This window comes from Paraburkholderia sp. GAS448, from assembly GCF_050435685.1.
Taxonomy (GTDB): domain Bacteria; phylum Pseudomonadota; class Gammaproteobacteria; order Burkholderiales; family Burkholderiaceae; genus Paraburkholderia.
On sequence record NZ_JBNDKT010000044.1, the window covers coordinates 12469 to 30471 of the forward strand.

General features: G+C 59.8%; 14 protein-coding genes and 1 pseudogene. 5 read left to right on the forward strand and 10 right to left on the reverse strand.

Annotated elements, in window-relative coordinates; translation table 11 throughout:
* Positions 1-117 precede the first annotated feature (117 nt).
* Complete coding sequence (locus tag P3T23_RS40645) at positions 118-1437, reverse strand: MFS transporter (protein ID WP_429321696.1); 1320 nt, start codon at positions 1435-1437, stop codon at positions 118-120.
* A gap of 149 nt (positions 1438-1586) precedes the next feature.
* The gene (locus tag P3T23_RS40650) at positions 1587-2642 is read right to left on the reverse strand and encodes a 3-keto-5-aminohexanoate cleavage protein (RefSeq protein WP_429321697.1); all 1056 of its coding nucleotides are present in this window, start codon (positions 2640-2642) and stop codon (positions 1587-1589) included.
* A gap of 205 nt (positions 2643-2847) precedes the next feature.
* Between P3T23_RS40650 and P3T23_RS40655 the strand changes: the two genes are divergently transcribed.
* Complete coding sequence (locus P3T23_RS40655) at positions 2848-3849, forward strand: AraC family transcriptional regulator (RefSeq protein ID WP_429321698.1); 1002 nt, start codon at positions 2848-2850, stop codon at positions 3847-3849.
* A gap of 63 nt (positions 3850-3912) precedes the next feature.
* Here the strand turns inward: P3T23_RS40655 and P3T23_RS40660 are convergent, their stop codons facing one another.
* Positions 3913-5604, reverse strand: a complete 1692-nt coding sequence (locus P3T23_RS40660) for a methyl-accepting chemotaxis protein (protein ID WP_429321699.1) — start codon at positions 5602-5604, stop codon at positions 3913-3915.
* Positions 5605-6028: 424 nt separating this feature from the next.
* Here P3T23_RS40660 and P3T23_RS40665 point away from each other — a divergent pair, with 424 nt between their 5' ends.
* Positions 6029-6487 (forward strand): hypothetical protein, encoded by a 459-nt coding sequence (locus P3T23_RS40665; protein WP_429321700.1) that lies wholly within the window; start codon positions 6029-6031, stop codon positions 6485-6487.
* A gap of 194 nt (positions 6488-6681) precedes the next feature.
* Here P3T23_RS40665 and P3T23_RS40670 read toward each other — a convergent pair whose 3' ends face one another.
* A complete protein-coding gene (locus P3T23_RS40670; RefSeq protein WP_429321701.1) occupies positions 6682-8244 on the reverse strand; it encodes an EAL domain-containing protein in 1563 nt (520 codons plus the stop codon).
* Positions 8245-8570: 326 nt separating this feature from the next.
* On the reverse strand, positions 8571-9041 hold the full coding sequence (locus tag P3T23_RS40675) for an H-NS histone family protein (RefSeq protein ID WP_429321702.1): 471 nt from the start codon (positions 9039-9041) through the stop codon (positions 8571-8573).
* A 437-nt stretch (positions 9042-9478) separates the two neighbouring features.
* Here P3T23_RS40675 and P3T23_RS40680 point away from each other — a divergent pair.
* The 3 genes and pseudogenes from P3T23_RS40680 to P3T23_RS40690 all read left to right on the forward strand — a co-directional run.
* Positions 9479-10480: pseudogene (locus tag P3T23_RS40680) on the forward strand (biotin/lipoyl-containing protein); the annotation flags it as partial.
* A gap of 620 nt (positions 10481-11100) precedes the next feature.
* The gene (locus P3T23_RS40685) at positions 11101-11598 is read left to right on the forward strand and encodes a MaoC family dehydratase (protein WP_429321703.1); all 498 of its coding nucleotides are present in this window, start codon (positions 11101-11103) and stop codon (positions 11596-11598) included.
* 2 nt (positions 11599-11600) lie between these two features.
* Complete coding sequence (locus tag P3T23_RS40690; protein WP_429321704.1) at positions 11601-13331, forward strand: PHA/PHB synthase family protein; 1731 nt, start codon at positions 11601-11603, stop codon at positions 13329-13331.
* Positions 13332-13588: 257 nt separating this feature from the next.
* Here the strand turns inward: P3T23_RS40690 and P3T23_RS40695 are convergent, their stop codons facing one another.
* The 5 genes from P3T23_RS40695 to P3T23_RS40715 all read right to left on the reverse strand — a co-directional run bounded on the left by P3T23_RS40695 (position 13589) and on the right by P3T23_RS40715 (position 17987).
* Positions 13589-14437: an amino acid ABC transporter permease gene (locus tag P3T23_RS40695; RefSeq protein WP_429321705.1), complete on the reverse strand. Its 849-nt coding sequence runs from the start codon at positions 14435-14437 to the stop codon at positions 13589-13591.
* A complete protein-coding gene (locus P3T23_RS40700) occupies positions 14434-15111 on the reverse strand; it encodes an amino acid ABC transporter permease (protein ID WP_429321706.1) in 678 nt (225 codons plus the stop codon). The genes P3T23_RS40695 and P3T23_RS40700 overlap by 4 nt, the downstream gene beginning before the upstream one ends.
* Before the next feature lie 60 nt (positions 15112-15171).
* Positions 15172-15999, reverse strand: coding sequence for a glutamate ABC transporter substrate-binding protein (locus P3T23_RS40705; RefSeq protein ID WP_429321707.1), 828 nt, complete (start codon positions 15997-15999; stop codon positions 15172-15174).
* Between the two features lie 92 nt (positions 16000-16091).
* Positions 16092-16850, reverse strand: a complete 759-nt coding sequence (locus tag P3T23_RS40710) for an amino acid ABC transporter ATP-binding protein (protein WP_429321708.1) — start codon at positions 16848-16850, stop codon at positions 16092-16094.
* Between the two features lie 18 nt (positions 16851-16868).
* Complete coding sequence (locus tag P3T23_RS40715; protein ID WP_429321709.1) at positions 16869-17987, reverse strand: asparaginase; 1119 nt, start codon at positions 17985-17987, stop codon at positions 16869-16871.
* Positions 17988-18003: the final 16 nt, after the last annotated feature.

An 18003-nucleotide genomic window follows, 5' to 3' on the forward strand; every position in this document is an offset into this window, starting at 1 on the left:
AGGTTGTTTCTCAATGTACAAAAAGGGAATGCGCCTGCGGGAGGATCATCACGTCCCGCCGCAGGCGTCGATTACCGCGCGATGTCCCGGTACTGCCTTGACCGACCGCGATGTTGCCTAGCGCGCGGCCTGCTCACGCAGTGCGTTTACGAGGTCAAGATCGCGCTTGTAGCTGCAACGGCCGATGGCAAACGCGACCGCCGCGAGCAGCGGTGCAAGCGGTACCAGTTGCAAGGCGCCGAGCAGGCCGATCCGGTCTGCAATGATGCCCGTCAGGATCGCCGCGGGCGCCAGTCCCAACAGGTTGTTGGCCAGGGTCAGAGTGGCGAATGCCGATGCGTGGATCGACGGCGGAGTCAGGTTCGCCACCATTGCACCCGAAGGCCCCGTCGCGCCAGCACAGAAGAACATTCCGCAACCGATCAGCACGAGCTGCAACGGGCCGGCCGGCAGCTGGAAAGCGATGCCGAGCAGGATGCAGCACAACAGGCAGTACGCGATCGCGGTCATCCACTTTCGTTGTGCAACCTTCCTGTTGAGACGGTCGGCCACGTTGCCGCACACGATCATGCCAAGGCCGGTCACGAGCACAAACACCGCGGCATTCATCGCTGCCTTGCCAGGTGCCATGCCGTAATAGCGATTCAGGAAGCTCGGCATCCATGCCCACACGGCCGCCGGGACGAGCAGATGAACACCGCTGCCTACGTAGGCGCAAATGACGGACTTTGTCGAAAACAGCCCCTTCATCAGCGCGCGGAAGCTCAGACGCACGCCCAGGTTACCTTTCTGTCCGGTGATTGCCGGTTGCAGGAGCGCCAGCTTTTTCTCCGTGACAACAAACCGGTAAATGACAACGAGCACAATACCGAAGCACGCCATCGCGCCGAACGACCAGCGCCATCCAAGGTGGGTTGCGACGGCACCACCCATCGCCATGCCCAGTACCGAGCCAAACGCTCCGCCTGCCATGAAGGTGCCTGTGAGCGTGGCGCGCAGACGCGCCGGGAAAATGCTCAAGACGAGAGCGATGCCTACACTTCCGTAGGCGGCCTCGCCAATACCGACGAACGCACGCGCGACCAACATCTCTCCGTAAGTCGTCGCGATGCCACACCCGAGTGTCGCAAGACTCCACAGCGCCGCCATCAGTACGATGCTCTTTACGCGTCCCCAGCGATCCGCGAGAACCGAAAGCGGAAAGGTCAGCAAGCCAACCATCAGTGCCACCACGCTGCTGAGCGAACCGAGCTTCGCGTCAGAGAGGTTCCACGTGGACTTGATAAATGGAAAGACCGCGTTCAATACCTGGCGCGACATATAGTCGGAAAGCAGCAAACCGACCGTGAGCGCGCATACCACCCACGCGTACGCGGGAATGTCCGATCGCGTCGCCGGAATATCACTTATTGTGGGCTCAGCATGCTGCAAAAGCATTTCGTCTCCTTCGTGTCTCCGCCATCTGGCGCCCTTTTCCCGTGACGGACAAAAGGGGCCGATGTCTGGGCTGCTCCCGAAGCGAGTCGGGAGCCTCTTTCTTCAGCCGCCATCAACACGATGTCATGTCAATGGCGAGCGCTACCCTGTTACGCCGCGCGCAGCGGCTGGTTCTTCACGGCTGACTTGCGGTTCGGCGCCATGCCGTTGGCCGCGAGCGTCTCCTCAACGCTCTTGTACTGCACGCCGATCTTGTAGATGTCGCGCGCTTCCTTGCCGCTCGCGATCTCACGGCCCAGTTCGCGCGCCACGCGCACGCACTGTTCGATCTGCTGCACCGACGTCATCCGGTTGCCGTGCTGGTCGATGATCGTGTCCTCGATGCCGCAGCGCGGGTGCAGGCCCATCGCCATCGCCATCATGTTGAAGGGCAGCACGTTCTTCAGCAGCGACTCGGCCGTCACCGTGCCGCCGTCCGGCGCACGGTGGACGAAGTTGAAGAAGTTGAACGGGTTCGGACCGTCGAAGCCGCCGCCAATGCCGATCCACGTCAGGTTCAACGGACCTTTGTAGACACCCTTGCGTACCAGGCGATCGAGCGTTTCGAGCGCGTGGATGCCGGTGAGCTGGAAGTGCGGCTGGATGCCCGAGGCCTGCAGGCGGCGCAGGTGCTCCTCGACCCAGGCCGGACCCGCGGGTACCGTCATTTCGCTGTACGCGGCCTGATAGGCCGGGTTCTCCAGCGAGGTGCCCTTGAGATACTCCGGATAGAGCAGCTCCATGATGTTCATCTGCGTGGTGTTGATCGCCACCGTCACCTGGTCGGGCTTCGGTTCGAGATCGGCCAGCATGTGACGCGTGTCGTCCGACAGCCACTTGGCAGCTTCGCCTTCGTCTTCGGGCGCGAACGAGATCGAGCCCCCCACCTGGATGATCATGTCCGGCACCGCCGCGCGCACACCGGCGATCAGTTCGTTGAACTTCGACAGGCGCTTGGAGCCCTTGCCATCCAGTTCGCGCACGTGAAGGTGCAGCACGGTCGCGCCGGCGTTGTAGCAGTCGACGGCCTTTTGAATCTGCTCTTCCATCGTCACCGGAATGTCTTCAGGAAAGTCCTCCGGCATCCATTCCGGGCCGTACGGTGCGGTGGTGATGACCACCTTGTCCTGGTTCTCGGGGTGCAGCGAGTCGTCGAAAAATTGCATCGTTTTCTCCAGATATAGTTGGACTTCCTACCTCCGCGCCAGGAAAACGTAGAGGCGACGGGAAATGGATCAGTCCAGCGAAGATATGGCAATCCGACGATGCGGTTTTCGTTTTCGGTGACATTGTTTTATGATTTGATGACACTACGCGTTAACACCAGTCCAGATTTAGCGTGCCGCGCGCCGGAAAAAAGAAGGAGATCGGATGCAAACCATGGTGAGATCGTCGACGATGCACGGGTATTTCGACGTTGCGAGACGCCTGGGTCTCAATCCGTATGAGCTTGTGCAGGAGGTCGGCCTCGACGCGGGGGCGCTGGCGAACCCCGATGACCGGATTCCGGCTGACGGCGCCTGCCGGTTGCTTGAAACGACTGCGGAAAGAGCGTCGTGTCCGACACTCGGACTGCAGATAGCACAAACGCGCCAGCAGTTCGGTAGTGGCGTCGTCAACATTCTTCTCGCCCACAAGCGTACGCTGCGTGAGGTGCTGCTGGCGACTGCCCAATACCGCCATCTGCTCAACGAAGCGCTGGGTGTTTACGTCGAAACGACCGGCGACACGGTGACGATCCGTGAAGAGATTGTCGCCGAACCGGGCACCCGGACAGTACAGGCGATTGAACTGGCAGTCGGCGTGCTGTCCCGCCATTCCAGCGCGCTCCTGGGCGCCCACTGGAAACCGCACAATGTGTACTTCACGCATCCGGCGCCTGCTGATCTCGCCTTCCATCGCCGGTTCTTCGGCTGTCCGATCACATTCGAGACCGACTTCAACGGAATCGTTTGTGCGGCGGCGGACCTGGATTATCCGAATCCGAATGCCGATCCCGTGCTGGTCCGTTATGCGGAAAGTCTCGCCAATCCGCTAAACGTTACAACGGCAGATTCGATTGCATTGGAGGTGCGCAAGACGATTTACCTGCTATTGCCCCTCAATCAGGCCTCGATTGAACTGGTGGCGCGGCAGGTGAATCTGACGGTGCGCACGCTGCAGCGCCAGCTCGATTCCGCCGGTTCCAGTTTCTCGGGCATCGTTGAAGAAGTACGGCGTGACCTTGCCGTGCGCTACCTGCTCAATCCACGCTATCCGATCGGCCGGGTCGCCGCCCTGTTGGGCTACACCAACCAGGGGTCGTTTTCGGTCTGGTTCCTGGAGCGTTTCCATATGACACCCCGTGACTGGCGCAGCCGGCACCGAAAGTGAAAATGTACCGGTTCGTGGCAGCATTCTGCGGCGATGTGGCTTCGGCCGAGCTACGTCTGCCCGTCAGAAGGTCTGCCGGTTCGCGTTGCCAGCGGCATCGGCGACGGCGACCGTGGCGCGCGGACTGGCTTTGGCAACGGGCTCGACCCGGCTGCGCTGCTGCGGCAGGCTGGCGTCGCAGCGGACTGAGGGCGCCACGTCGTATCCCCGGGCCGCAAACTTGAATACGGACACGGCGGACTTCTGTTGCGCGGCCATGTGGTCGAGGGACTGTGCCGCCGCGGAAGCTTCTTCGACAAGGGCCGCATTCTGCTGCGTTACCTGATCCATCTGCCCGACTGCCTGATTCACCTGTTCGATGCCGTGGCGCTGCTCGTCGGATGCAGCGTTTATCTCGCTGTTGATGTCGGCAACACGCTGGATCGCCTGCTGGACCTGTTCCATTGTGCGTCCGACCTCTTCGGCCTGCTCCGACCCGATCCGGACCGTGTCTACCGAGCGCTGGATCAGGTCCTTGATCTCCTTGGCGGCGCTCGACGAGCGCTGGGCAAGGCTGCGCACCTCCCCTGCGACGACCGCGAACCCGCGCCCCTGCTCCCCGGCGCGGGCGGCCTCCACTGCCGCGTTCAACGCCAGGATATTCGTCTGGAACGCGATGCCTTCAATGAGCGAGGTGATCTCGCTGATCCTGGTGGCACTGGTTGAAATGTCACCCATGATCGTCACCATCCGGCCGACCACGGCATTGCCGGCATCGGCAATCTCCGCCGCGTTGCCTGCGAGACTCGTGGCGTGGTGAGCATTTTCGGAGTTCTGGCGAACGGTTGCCGTCAACTCTTCCATGCTCGCGGCAGTTTCCTGGAGGGACGCCGCCTGCTGCTCGGTGCGGGAGGACAGATCGGTGTTGCCCGCTGCGATCTCGCCTGCTGCGATCGCGATCGAATCGCTCGAGGTCTGGATACCCCGGACGACGTCGGCCAGCTGCCGGTCCATCGTTTTCAGCGCGCCGAGCAGGTGCCCGAACTCGTCGTTCGATGCTATCGCCACCTGATTGTCGAGATGGCCATGGGCGATGCGCTCGGCGAGATCGATCGCCGAATCGAGCGGAACGAGGATCACGCGCAGAAGATAGGCTCCTAGACCGACGAAAATGGCGAGCCCGACAAAAATCCCTCCCCACTCGAGCCACCTGACCAGATGATAGAGGTCGGTTCCTTTGCTGTCGGCTTCCTTGATCTGCGCGTCCTTCAACGCAAGGTCCTTATCGAGGCTTTCGGACAGCGTGACGTTGACGCCGGCAAGCTTGTCAAGCGCGGCGGACGCGCCGTCCGTGTTGCCGGATTGGGCGTCCGCGAGCGCATCGTCTGCAAGCGACCGAAATTCGTTGAGGGTGGCCGCGGCCTTGTCCGCGACGGCCCTTTCGCCGTCGTCGGTGACCCGTCGTGGGTAGTAATCGGCCCACGCGGCACCGAGCGTCTTCTCCAGTTGACGTGCCTGCGCGGCGGACTGTTTGATCTGCTCCGGGTCGTGCTGCGTGAGCAGGCGCGTCAGCAGAATGTGAAGCCTCAGCGCGCTTGCCTGAGTCGCCGCAAGGTCTTCTAGCGGGACCACCTCATTGGCGTACAGGTATTCAAGGCTGTCGTTGAGGTAGCGCGCACCGCGCGCGCCGATAGCACCATTGACGAAAAGCAGAACGAGGCCTACGCCGAGTACCGCGTAGACCTTGAACTTGATTGATCCAGTGAACTTCCGCATTCGACACCTGATTGAAAATTAGGGGCACGCAGCCGCAGATCCCCGCCGTTAGCTTTATGGATGCGTGATCAACCAAATTCTTATCGGCAGAAAGCCGTCCGGCTTTAGGGTTTCGTCTGTAACTATTGATTTCACAACCACAATTATGTTTTGTATTATCAATGCGCCTGCCCGCACGCGTCCCAGCACGCTCACGGCGCGTCAATGAGCGCAGGCATCGAATAACCGAAAACCAGGGCGTCAGTCACAGGCCTGCAAACCGCTCGAAGCAAGACAGGGAATGGTCAATCCGGGGCCGCAGAGGACTCCCAGACGGTGGAAACTAGAGTGGTGCCTCAATACGCGTCTGAAAGTCACAGGCCTTCCGGCGTGGTACCTCGTATCCTCAATGTGAGCACCGCAGAAAACATCACCGGAGGTCACAATGGAAACGATCACCCACTCTCATCGCACCACGGGCACAGAGCAGACGTTCCACCTTGCCCGAGTTCAATCCCTACTCAGGCCTGGTGTATTTGGCGGTGCGACAAACAGGATTCCGTACAATGCTGAACGGTGCTATAGCGATCGCGTGCGGGGTTATGTGACAGTCATTCTTCCAGGCGGAGCGGTCAGTACCGCCCGTGCCTTCGAAGCCCTGTACGCCTCCGAAGTACCGCAAAGCACCCTCGCCCATGCAATGCTGGGTGATGCTACGTACTGGTTTCGCTGCTCGCCGGCTCACTTCAGGCCAAACGATATGCCTGGCTATCGCGCCTATTTCCTTCACGAAGGCAAGTGGCTGTTCTTCTACACGGAAGGGGCGACCTTGCCCTTCGGCGCTGTGGTCAACTATTCGAAATGCGTCTTTGACGCTTGCGGATCGCCCGTGTCACATCATTGACCATGGTAGCGATTTCGATGACGGTTGCCACCGGCCCCGTGTCAGCATCGATACCGATATCCGCCTTCTCGCCGGGTACGCTTGTCCCCTTTCCTGGTGGAGCGCTTCAGCATCCCGCGCACCAGTAGCTTCCCTGATCGAGACCGGTGCCGACATCAATGTCGTATCCACCACCGTGCCAGTCGTGGATCGACCTACACCACCTGAGCCGGGAGCGCATCGCGCCAGCCACGAGCAACCAGTTCGCTGGCCGTCATCGGTCTGCCAAACAGCCAGCCCTGGGCATACCGGACACCAGCATCCCGCAAGTAGGCCGCCTGCTCTTCGCTTTCAACGCCTTCGGCAATCACCGTGAGGTCGCAATCCCTTGCCATGGCGATGATGTGGTCGATGACATGCCAGGTGACGCCATCACTGCCGATCGCCGATACGAAAGACTTGTCTATCTTCAGATAAGCGGCTCTAAGGGTTCCGAGATAGGACAAACTGGAGTACCCGATGCCGAAGTCATCAATCGCGACAGAAATATCTAGTTCGCCGAGCCGTTGGAAGATGCTGTTGGCACGATCAACATTGAGAAGGCCCCCCTCTGTCGCCTCAACCATCAGGCGCGGCAATCCGGACTCCTCGCGCGTCTGCCGGAGCTTCTCCACGATCGCCGTATCCGACAGATCCTGGGCGCTGAGATTGATGGACACATAGCGTTGACCCGCATGTCGTGCCAGGCTCTCTCGAGAATCAACGACGAGGATGTCGAGCATTCTGTCGGTTAGCCGTTTCATCCTGTGATGCTGTTCCGCAATGGGAATGAATTGCTCCGGACCCGCAAGATCCCCCCCAGGTCGACGCCAACGCAACAACGCTTCAGCGCCGACCCACCGTCCACTGTCCAGTTCTACGATCGGCATGTATGCAAGAGAGAATTCTCTGCGGCGAATGGCTCGATCAAGCTGCGCAAGCATTCCGGCACGTTGCCGAAGCATCGCTATCAGCAGCACAGCGATCAAGGTACCGACTACTCCACCAAGGGGTGCGGCAAACCTTGCGATGGACAGCCAGGATCGCCTCACCGCACTTACCGGCACCGACGCGATGGCAGCGTAGTCATTGGCCGCAGAGAACCGGATGGTGCCGACCTGCTCGTCACCAACCCACTGCATCTCGCCCAACTCCTGGTGAAAAGCGGGGAGTTGCCGCACATCGGCCTGGCCGCGCGCCAGAATGACACTGCGGGTCGAGATCGCCACCAGCGCGACGGAGATTTCGCGGGATTCACGTCCCGCATCCAGAATGAGGTCAGGAAGGGCAAGGCTCGAGTAGCCGCTACCCTGTTCCGTGACCATAAAAAACCGGGTCTTCGGCAAGAACGGCAAATATACCGAACGTCGAATCCATGCGCCACGCTTGCTCAGATAGTCTGCCGGGCCAACCGGAATGCCGTCGCCGTGATTGCCATACGACGAGCAGATCAGGCGGTTTCCTTCGACGTAGCCAACCAGTTGCAGGTAGCTGGAGCTCAGGGTCAGATTGCGCATCATCGCGACCCCGGAGGGCGAACAGGGCGATGCAGACGAGTGTTCGAGGATGCTGCGTGCGTGCGCGATCTGGCCGCTAATGGCGTGCGCCCGGTGAAGCACCTCCGATGCGATGATTGAAGTACGCTGTTGCTGTTCGTGCAGTGCCAGGCGATAGGCGATCGCCATGGAAACGCTGACTGGCAGGAGAACCACCGCAATCAGCCCGGCAGGCAGCAGCACTCTGACTAGTCCACGCTTCATTGTCGAAAACTTGTGGAAGAGGGTAATCTGTACATCGCAGTCAACGGCGCGCAAAACATCCTCTCACGATTTCAGGGATGGAAGCGTCAATACACTGTGTTAGATCCTGGTCTGATTGCCGCCATTCTGATGTTCTTTCTGGGTAACCTCCACGACACTTTTACGGTCGTGACAGATACCGAAAGGGGCGATTGTTAGCGTCGCACAGCGCGAGTCCCTTGCGCAGTTTCATCAGGAGATGCTTGATATCAGGCGAGGATAGAACTGAATGTCCTCGTCCTCGAAGTGTCATGAGGCCGGGGTTCTCAGGTAGCACCCTTTTGAGCCGAGCTCTTTGATGCGCGAGCCGCCTTGGGAGTACTTTTGTCCGCTGCGCCGTTTTCGCTTGCGGCAGGTGCGGCGGCGTTGCCGATGAGATAGACCGAGCGGTCCCTGGCATCCTTGATCCATGCCGGCGGTCGCGCATGACCGCTCCAGGTGGCTCCAGTTTTCGGGTCACGATACCTGGGCGGCAGTTTTGCCGTTGGCGCCGACTTCCCCTTCGCGGCCGGCTTTTCCCTCATTGGCGGCTTGACCGCCTTGGCGCCCCTGCGGCTGAAATCAATGCCGGCATCTTTGAGGAGCTTTACTGCCGGTGACTCGTCAGAGACAGACCTTGCCGTAGTGAGCTTCGGTGCCACAGCCTCTTTTGCTGTACTCGTCGCTTTTGAAGCCGCCGCGCCCGTTCCTGTCGACATCTCGCTGAGTTCTTCCGCGGAAATGCCAAAGCGCTTCATCTCGTCCAGGATTCTGCCGATCGCGGCTTCGCGTTCCTGGATTTTCGCAGCCTCGTTTTGCAGCTTCCTGATCTCTGCCTGGATTTCTTCGTAGGATCTCATCCCGGTAGTCTCCGTTGTTCGAAGTGCCCGAATTATAGGCTAAGGGTTAGCGCGGAACCCAGGAGGTTTCACCTGGTCGCCTGGAATCTCTCGCGTCAACGGAATCTTGGTTCTGCAACTTCCTGGTTGTTACAGCAACCTTTTTCATGGCGCACGGTTTCGGAGGCTGACCTGGCCGACATCCGCCCGCCCGAGCCGCTTGTGTGGAATGGCCGCATCCGTCGGGAAATGACAGCGGGGAGAGGATTGATCGGATTCACCCCTCGGAATCAAACGCGCAAACCTGAAACAAACGATTTCGTTTCTGAAATCGCAAGGCGATGCCCTCCCTTTAAGAATCAGAGATCCGCTCCGGAACGGCCGACGTCTACCGGCACGAAATGCCAGGCGGCCAGTACACGAACCTGCGCGAGCAGGCGCGCTCGCTCGGCATCGAGCATCGCTGGACGGAGGTCTCGCGCGCATATGCCGAGGTCAACCAGATGTTCGGCGACATCGTAAAGGTCACGCCGACCTCGAAGGTGGTCGGCGATATGGCGCTGATGATGGTCGCCAGTGATTTTTCAGCGGCCGAAGTATGCAACCCGGCAAAGGAGATCGCTTTCCCGGAATCGGTCGTTTCGCTGTTCAAGGGAGAACTGAGCTTCCCGCCGGATGGCTTTCCCGAAGACCTGTCGCGCAAGGCGCTCAAAGCCGAGCCGCCCGTGCCCTACCGGCCGGGGGACCAGATCGCGCTCGTCGATCTCGAAGCAGCGCGGGCCCAGGGCGAAGCCGCATGTGAACAGTCGCTGGATGACCGACAGCTCGCGTCATACCTGATGTATCCGAAGCAGGCGATCGAGTACTTCCAGCACGTGCGAAATTACAGCGATACCTCCGTGATCCCGACACCCGCCTTCCTGTATGGCCTGCAGCCGCAGGAAGAAGCGGCGATCGATATCGACGCGGACAAGACCCTGCTGGTCACCCTGCAGGGGCAGCATGCCGATGCCGAAGAGGGGATGGTCAAGGTCCAGTTCGAGCTGAACGCTCAATCGCGGACCGCCCAGGTCGAGCGACGCAGCACGGCCCAGACCGGACCAGCTCGCGAGAGCCGGGCCGCCGAAGACCCATCGAATCCGCTGCATGTAGCCGCACCGATGCCGGACTCGGTGGTCACGGTAGCGGTGCGGCCGGGGCAGCGCGTGAGCGCCGGCAGCACCCTGCTTGCCCTGGAGGCGATGAAAATGGAGACGCATATTGCGGCCGAGCGCGATTGCGAAGTCGCCGAGGTGCTGGTCCATCCCGGCGATCGAGTTGCCGCCAAGGACCTTCTGATCGTGCTGAAGGACGCCTGACGAAACGTCGCGCGCCGTCGGTTGATGAGGGTCCGGTCCGACCGGTGGTTCGCTCGCGGCGAAGTTCCGCAGGGCCCACTGGGCGTCTGCCGGTTGAGCCGCTCTGGAAGCGGAGCCGCCGTCTGGCGTCCCGTAGTTCCTGCGGTGCCTGAGCGCGCCTGCCTCGCCCAAAGCTGCTGCCCCGAGCGGCGTTCGACACCCCTCCCGCCGTGGGAGGGGGCAAACGCGAACGCTCGCACTATTGTCTCGTATCAGGAGACAACACTTCCGCAATCCGCCGGCCACGCCGTCGCTTCAACGGCGTTGCAGCATCCACTCCGGCCTCGATTGCCAGGTATGACGGCAAAATTTTTCTACCACATCCTGGGGTCTCGCCGCGCAATTGACGCTGCGAGGAAGCAGCGCTTCCGAAACAGGCAGGGTTGCAAATTTGGCTGCCCACGCGCCCCTGCCTGCCGAAGCGCGTGTCATCGAGTTGCACACATCGATTCAACCCGAGGCATTCGTCAGTTATCGCAGCCTGCGTTATCGCCTTTTCGTCTAAAGCAGATTCGGGACGCGATGTGCTGATCGATTCGCGAGGCAACCCATTCATTCGGTAACAACTATCTGAGAGACAGATGAACGAAATCGGCGGTTACGACATTGAAGACCTGGAAGCCGGCATGAGCGCCACCTTCGGGAAAACCATTACGGAGGCGGACATCCTGCTCTTTGCAGGCGCATCGGGCGACAACAACGCAGTTCACATCAACGAGGAATTCGCGCTGACGACCCCGTTCAAGGGGCGCATTGCCCATGGAATGCTGACCGCGAGCGTGATTTCCGCGGCCATCGCCGGGCGTCTCCCGGGCCCCGGTACTGTGTACCTCGGACAGAACCTGCGTTTCAAGGCACCGGTCCGGCCGGGCGATACCGTGCAGGCGACGGTCGCTGTGAAAGAACTGCAGCCGGAAAAGAGCCGCGTCGTGATGTCGACCGTCTGTACCGTTGGAGGAAAAGTGGTGATCGACGGCGAAGCGGTCGTCATGGCCACGTCCCGTGCGCGGCGCCTGGCGGAACGCGCTGCCAGCGCCGAACAGTCTGCAGTCGTGAGTCAGTCAATCGAGGCGCTGTGAGCATGACGTTCAACGTACCCACTGAATATGTGCAGGGATTCGTCAAGTCCGGGCAGCAGTTCTGGCGCGCCCTGGCCGGTCTGGACGCAAATGACGACCCTCAGGCCGACACGCACGCTGCAGCGCAGCCCCCGCGAGCACTGGCCGCTCCTGTGGCACTGCTCGAAGCGCATTCGACGTACTGGCCACAACTGGCGTCGGTCTGGACCCGCACGCTGGCCGGCGCAATGGGCGCGCAAACCGAGCCCGTGATTGCCCCGGCGCGCGGTGACCGCCGCTTTCTCGCCGACGACTGGCAGAAGAATGCCTGGTACAGCCTGCTCAAGCAGAACTACCTGCTTAATGCGCGGTTGCTGGAAAACGTCGTCGACGCGGTTGTCGTCAGCGAAAAGGACAAACGGAAACTCGAATTCTTCACGCGGCAGTTCATCGACTCGCTAAGCCCGGCAAATTTCGCTGCGACCAATCCGGAGGCGCTCAAGCTCGCGTTCGAATCCAGCGGCGAAAGCTTGCGTGACGGCTTCACGAACCTGCTTGCTGATCTTCAACGCGGCAACATCTCGATCACGGACGAGACCGCTTACGAGGTCGGTCACAACGTGGCGGCGTCGGAAGGTGCGGTCGTGTTCGAGAACAATCTATTCCAGTTGATCCAGTATGCCCCGCTCACCGACACGGTAGCCAAACGCCCACTGCTGATCGTGCCGCCCTGTATCAACAAGTATTACATTCTCGATCTGCAGCCTGATAATTCCTTTGTGCGCTTTGCCTGCGAACAGGGGATGACGGTGTTCATGGTGTCGTGGCGCAACCCGGATGCCGAGATGGCGCGCACGACATGGGACAACTACGTCGAACAAGGTGCGTTGACGGCCATAGACGTTGCGCTGGCGATCACCCGCGCCGACCGCGTCAACGCGGTGGGCTGGTGCGTGGGAGGCACCATTCTGTCGTCGGCCACGGCGATCGCCCGGGCACGCGGGGACGACAAGGTGGCCAGTATGACGCTGCTCACCACGATGCTGGATTTCGAGGAGCCTGGCGAGCTGGGCGTCTTCATTGACGAAGCGGGCGTCGCTCAGCGCGAGCTTGCGATCGGTCGAGGCGGCCTCTTCTCCGGCAAGGAACTTGGGTTCACGTTCCAGACGTTGCGGGCAAACGACCTGATCTGGCCTTACGTCGTTGGCAACTACCTGAAGGGCAAGACGCCGCCGGCATTCGACCTGCTGTACTGGAACGCCGACAGCACGAATCTGCCAGGGCCCATGTACACCTGGTATCTGCGCAACATGTACCTGGAGAACAACCTGTGCAAGCCAGGGCGGTTGACGATGTGCGGCACGCCAGTCGACCTCGGACGCATCGACATGCCGACCTACGTGCTGGCAACTGAGGAAGATCACATCGTGCCATGGCGATCGGCTTATCGATCCACACAACTGGTTGGCGGCCCGACTCAGTTCGTTCTCGGCGCGAGCGGCCACATAGCTGGGGTCGTCAATCCTGCGTCGAAGAACAAGCGAAGTTTCAGGGCCAGCGGCGATTCGACCGGCGATCCGGACGCGTGGCTGGCGTCAGCCGAAACGCGGCCGGGCAGCTGGTGGAACCACTGGATCGAATGGCTCAAGCCGTACGCTGAAGAATCGCTCAAGGCGCGCACGAAACTGGGAAGCGCCCTTCATAAGACGGTCGAGCCGGCGCCTGGGCGCTATGTGAAAGTGCGCACGGCATAGTTCCCGCACTGGTCGGGATGCAGCTGGTCGGGTTGGGCTCTGAACGGTCCCACGCCGACCAGCTTTCCGCGCCTCCTGGTAGAATCGCGGGAAAGGCAGAAGCCCCGGCGGCACTGGCCTGCCTCGACACCATTCCGTGCCCGGACCTGATGCCCGCCGAAGCCCTTTCACCGTTCATTCGTATCTCGCCTGATGCCGTCTTCAGTCGCGACATGCTTTGCCCTCCTGTAGGTTGAAGCTTCGCAGTCGAGGGACGCTTATTTTTGAATAGGTTCGTGGTAACAGTTGAGAGGCCCAGCAATTGCACGGGCCCGCTTCCTGAGATTGAAGTAACGCTGAAGGTAGAGCAGCGCCGCGCTGATGATGCCGTACATGACCGTCGAGATGAAAGCTGCCGACAGCAATGACTGTGGCGCATAGGTCGAAATCAGCTGTGAACTCCGTAATAACTCGTTGTAGGGAATGATGTAGCCGAGCGAGGTGTCCTGAACCACGGCAAGCAACTGGCCGATGAGGGCGGGCGTCATCCTCTTTAATGCTTGAGGCAGGATGATATAAACCATCGCCTGGAAAGTCGTCATGCCGACTGCCAAAGCCGCTTCCCGCTGACCTCGCTCCAGCGACAAAATACCTGATCGAACGATCTCCGCCGTCAGTGCCGAGTGATGCAGTGTCATCGCTATCACCAGGAATGCCAACCCGGGCCACGCGAAACCAAAGGCAGGTAACAGCACCGTCATGAACAGAATGACCAGCAGCAGCGGCACCGCACGCATCAGGGAAATATAGACCTCGGCAGTTTTCCGTAACCAGCGGTTGTTGGAAAGCCGGCAAAGCGCAATGGGAAACGCTAGCACCATTGAGAAAACAGCGCTCAATGCTGCGGCCTGGAGGGTTGCAAGCAAGCCGATAAAGAGGAACTTCCAGACTGCCGCTTTCGAGAACACCACCCAGCGATCGGCATCAAATTGACCTCGCGCTGCCAGCCGCATCGTTATCGCCATGAGCAGTCCGAATACCAGCAGACCGCCCAACCAGCTATAGATTCTGTGGCGTCGGGCACCAAGCGGCCCAACCGCTTCGTATAGCAAGATCGTTTCGTTCATCGCAAGATCGCCATTCTCTGTTCAAGAAGCCGGAACAGCCAGCTGGTTGGTACCGTTAGCAACATATAGGCAAGAATTGCGCCGAGAAACCAGAGCCATTGCGCCGATTCCACGTTGATCATTTGCGCGGTCTCTGTAATCTCAAGCACACCCGCGACAGCCGCAATCGCTGTGCTCTTGATATGAACGATAACCAGTCCACCTAGCGAAGGGATCACCGTGCGCACCGCTTGCGGCACGATGGTATAGCGCAGGATCTGCCCGAACGTCATGCCGAGACTGCGCGCCGCCTCGACCTCCCCGAGTGACACAGCCGCGATCCCGGATCGAATCGCTTCGGCCACCCACGCTGCCGTGTATATGCCGAGAACAAACACCGACGATGTGAACTCCGAATACATCCAGCCGAGTTTCGGCAATCCCCAGATAGCCATGATGAGCAGCGCGAGTATCGGCGTCATCCGCATCAGCTCGACGTAGCATGCCGAAAACATGCGCAACGGCGGCGACGGACTGATCCGCATCACGGCAAGGATCAGGCCCACAACGAACGCAAGTGCGACGGATAATGCGGCTAGCTCGATGGTGACCCACATGCCTTGAGCAAAACGCCAGACATAGTCCCAATACGGATCCAAACAAATTCTCCTCAAACGTCTTTGCCCGGCGAGCACGACTGGCTCGCCGGTAGCACTACTGACGGGCGACCTGTGCAATCAAGCGCAAACTCTCGATCAGTTACGCTCCACGTCGGGGATCTGCGGTGCGCCGAAGTCTTTCAGATTCTTGTTATAGAGCTTCATCCATGTGCCGTCCGTTATGCTCTGCGCAAGTTGCGTATTCACCCAGTTTTTGAATGCGTCGTCACCATGCTTGACCACGATGCCATAAGGTTCCTTCGTGAACGGCTTGCCAAGAATTTTCAGCTTGTCGGGTGCCAGCATGACAAACGGCACCAGCACCGCGCCGTCGTCGATGAGCGCAACATATCGGCCGTCGGTGACGCCCTCTGCACAGCCTTTTTCGTCGGAAAGCGAAGACAGTTTGGCGTTTGGTGCGACTTTCAGCAGGTTCGCGCCTGCATCGGTACCTGTCACTACACAGACGGACTGATTGTTCAGGTCCGAGGGGGTGTGGACCGTCGAATTATTTTTTGCCAGCAGGACGTCTTGCCCTGCCAGATAGTACGGCCCCGCGAAGCTGACGATTTTTTTGCGTTCGTCGTTGATGGTGGCAGTGGCAAGCGCCACATCAATGCGTCCCGTCTGCACAAAGGCGAACCGGTTTTGGCTTAACACCGGCACAAACTCGACGTTCTCCTCCGATCCAGTGAGCTTTTTGGCCAGCATGCGGGCGAGGTCGACTTCAAAACCTTCGGCTTTGTTGGTGGTTGGGTTCAGCAGCGAAAAGCCGGGTCCGTCCAGCGAGGTGCCTACCACCAGCTTGCCCTTCTTCTGTATCGCCTCCATCGTGGACCCTGCGGGAAAGCTTTCCGCTTTGGCCACGCCGGCCAGCATGATTCCCACGCCGATAAGGACCACTGCCAGTTTTCTGATCTTCATTGAATTGTCTCCGTGTAGTCATATTTCCAACTCTCTTGCTTCCGATACATGCGAGCATGATCAGATCAATTTACCTGGCGGTTCCACCAGGTTTAGTGACTCAGGATCTTCGACAGAAAATCGCGCGCTCGCGCGGACTCAGGCGCATTGAAGAACGTTTCCGGCTCGGCTTCCTCGATCACCCGGCCCTCGTCCATGAACACCACACGATCGGCCGCCTTACGTGCAAAGCCCATCTCGTGCGTCACCACAACCATGGTCATTCTGCTTTTGGCGAGATCGGTCATGACTGCGAGCACCTCCTTGATCATCTCCGGATCGAGCGCGGAGGTCGGTTCGTCAAACAGGATCACTTTCGGATTCATCGCCAGCGATCGAGCTAGCGCCGCGCGCTGCTGTTGACCGCCGGACAGCTGTGACGGATACGCGTCTTCCTTGTCCGCAATGCCGACCCGCCGCAGCAATTCACGTGCTTTCGCCTCGGCCTGCTCGCGGCTTTGCCGGAGTACCTTCATCGGCGCTATGGTGAGGTTCTGCAGCACGGTCATATGTGCAAACAGGTTGAACGACTGAAAAACCATGCCCACTTCGGAGCGAAACCTTGCGAGCGCGCGTCCCTCTTGCGGCTGCAATACACCACCAATACTGATTTCGCCCGAACTGATGGTCTCCAGCCGGTTGATGCAGCGACACAGTGTCGATTTGCCGGAACCGGATGGCCCGATAATGACCGTCACTTCACCTTCACCAACATCCAGATTGATATCAAAGAGGACCTGGCGGGACCCGAAGTATTTGTTGACGCCACGAACGGATACCAGCGATGCGTTCTGCGGGATGCATGTCTGCATGGGCATTTCACCGTTGTCCTAGACGAACTTCAAGTCGAAATTGCAGTGGTAGTTGCCCACCTCTCGCCCAATGCAGTTCCGAATGACAGGCTGGGCCCAGGAGGCTAACTCTTCGTATTCCACAGCGTCGATCAGGTCTAGTTGCCGCATGACCTCGATCGTCGCGGCATAGGCGATGGGATAGTGACCGTCTGCCACCTTGAGCGCAATGCCGAGGCCTTTGCTGCGAATACCGACACAACGCACGCCATCTGCTCCCGTCTTGCTGATCCAACGACCTTTGCCGACACGGGTCAGTGCGTTGTCGGCGCGGCCCGTACCCGAATACATCTCCGGGAAATCCATCATTGCATCGGCGAGCCTGGTCATGGCTCGCTGATCATCGTCACCGTCTTCGCGAGCGCTGCCAAGCCGCGCCCAGAGTCTGGCGAGACGTACCACAGGAAGGCCGAGGTTCGGCGCGTTGCACCCGTCCGTACCGTGCCACAAATCGGGCTCGTCCATCTCAGCCAGGCGGGCCACAGTCTTGACAATGTCCCGCTGCAACGGGTGAGCCGGATCCAGATAGTCCGCAGTTGGCAGGTCGTGCATGCGACAAAACGCCAGAAAGCCCGCGTGCTTTCCTGAGCAATTGTTGTGGCGCTGATCGGCCTTGAATCCGACTGGCGGAATGGCCCCGTTTTCATAGCGCTCAGGCAAATGGCATCCGCAGCCGAGGTCATGTTCCGTACACCCTATCTTTTCCAGCATGCTGCTAACTGCCGCGATATGAATGTCTTCGCCAGAGTGACTGGCGCACATCAGCGCAGTCTGTTTCTGGTCAAACCCGAACTGTGCAATCCCGCCCGCACGGGCGAATGGCAGCGCCTGAAAAGGCTTTAGGGCCGATCGGGAAAATGTATAGGATGCCGGATCGCCGACGTAGGCGACCAAACGCCCTGAGGTATCGACTACGGCGATGGAACCGCTGTGAATACATTCGATATGGCCGTTCCGGCTAGCGTAGCCAAGCGGCACGTGGTTAAAGCGACCAGCAAAATTTGTCATGCAGGAATCCTCGTCCATAAAGTGACGCAGCGCGCTTTGGCTTCCTGGTGTCGCGCTGTTGAAGAATCCTACATTGTTGCTACGTTGCATCGTTCATGTTAAAACA

What these genes read in the sequence shown, in the direction of transcription:
- P3T23_RS40645 (WP_429321696.1), bottom strand. Translation starts at nt 1,437, where the DNA reads ATGCTTTTGCAGCATGCTGAGCCCACAATAAGTGATATTCCGGCGACG.
- P3T23_RS40650 (WP_429321697.1), bottom strand. Translation starts at nt 2,642, where the DNA reads ATGCAATTTTTCGACGACTCGCTGCACCCCGAGAACCAGGACAAGGTG.
- P3T23_RS40655 (WP_429321698.1), top strand. Translation starts at nt 2,848, where the DNA reads ATGCAAACCATGGTGAGATCGTCGACGATGCACGGGTATTTCGACGTT.
- P3T23_RS40660 (WP_429321699.1), bottom strand. Translation starts at nt 5,604, where the DNA reads ATGCGGAAGTTCACTGGATCAATCAAGTTCAAGGTCTACGCGGTACTC.
- P3T23_RS40665 (WP_429321700.1), top strand. Translation starts at nt 6,029, where the DNA reads ATGGAAACGATCACCCACTCTCATCGCACCACGGGCACAGAGCAGACG.
- P3T23_RS40675 (WP_429321702.1), bottom strand. Translation starts at nt 9,041, where the DNA reads ATGAAGCGCTTTGGCATTTCCGCGGAAGAACTCAGCGAGATGTCGACA.
- P3T23_RS40685 (WP_429321703.1), top strand. Translation starts at nt 11,101, where the DNA reads ATGAACGAAATCGGCGGTTACGACATTGAAGACCTGGAAGCCGGCATG.
- P3T23_RS40690 (WP_429321704.1), top strand. Translation starts at nt 11,601, where the DNA reads ATGACGTTCAACGTACCCACTGAATATGTGCAGGGATTCGTCAAGTCC.
- P3T23_RS40695 (WP_429321705.1), bottom strand. Translation starts at nt 14,437, where the DNA reads ATGAACGAAACGATCTTGCTATACGAAGCGGTTGGGCCGCTTGGTGCC.
- P3T23_RS40705 (WP_429321707.1), bottom strand. Translation starts at nt 15,999, where the DNA reads ATGAAGATCAGAAAACTGGCAGTGGTCCTTATCGGCGTGGGAATCATG.
- P3T23_RS40710 (WP_429321708.1), bottom strand. Translation starts at nt 16,850, where the DNA reads ATGCAGACATGCATCCCGCAGAACGCATCGCTGGTATCCGTTCGTGGC.
- P3T23_RS40715 (WP_429321709.1), bottom strand. Translation starts at nt 17,987, where the DNA reads ATGCAACGTAGCAACAATGTAGGATTCTTCAACAGCGCGACACCAGGA.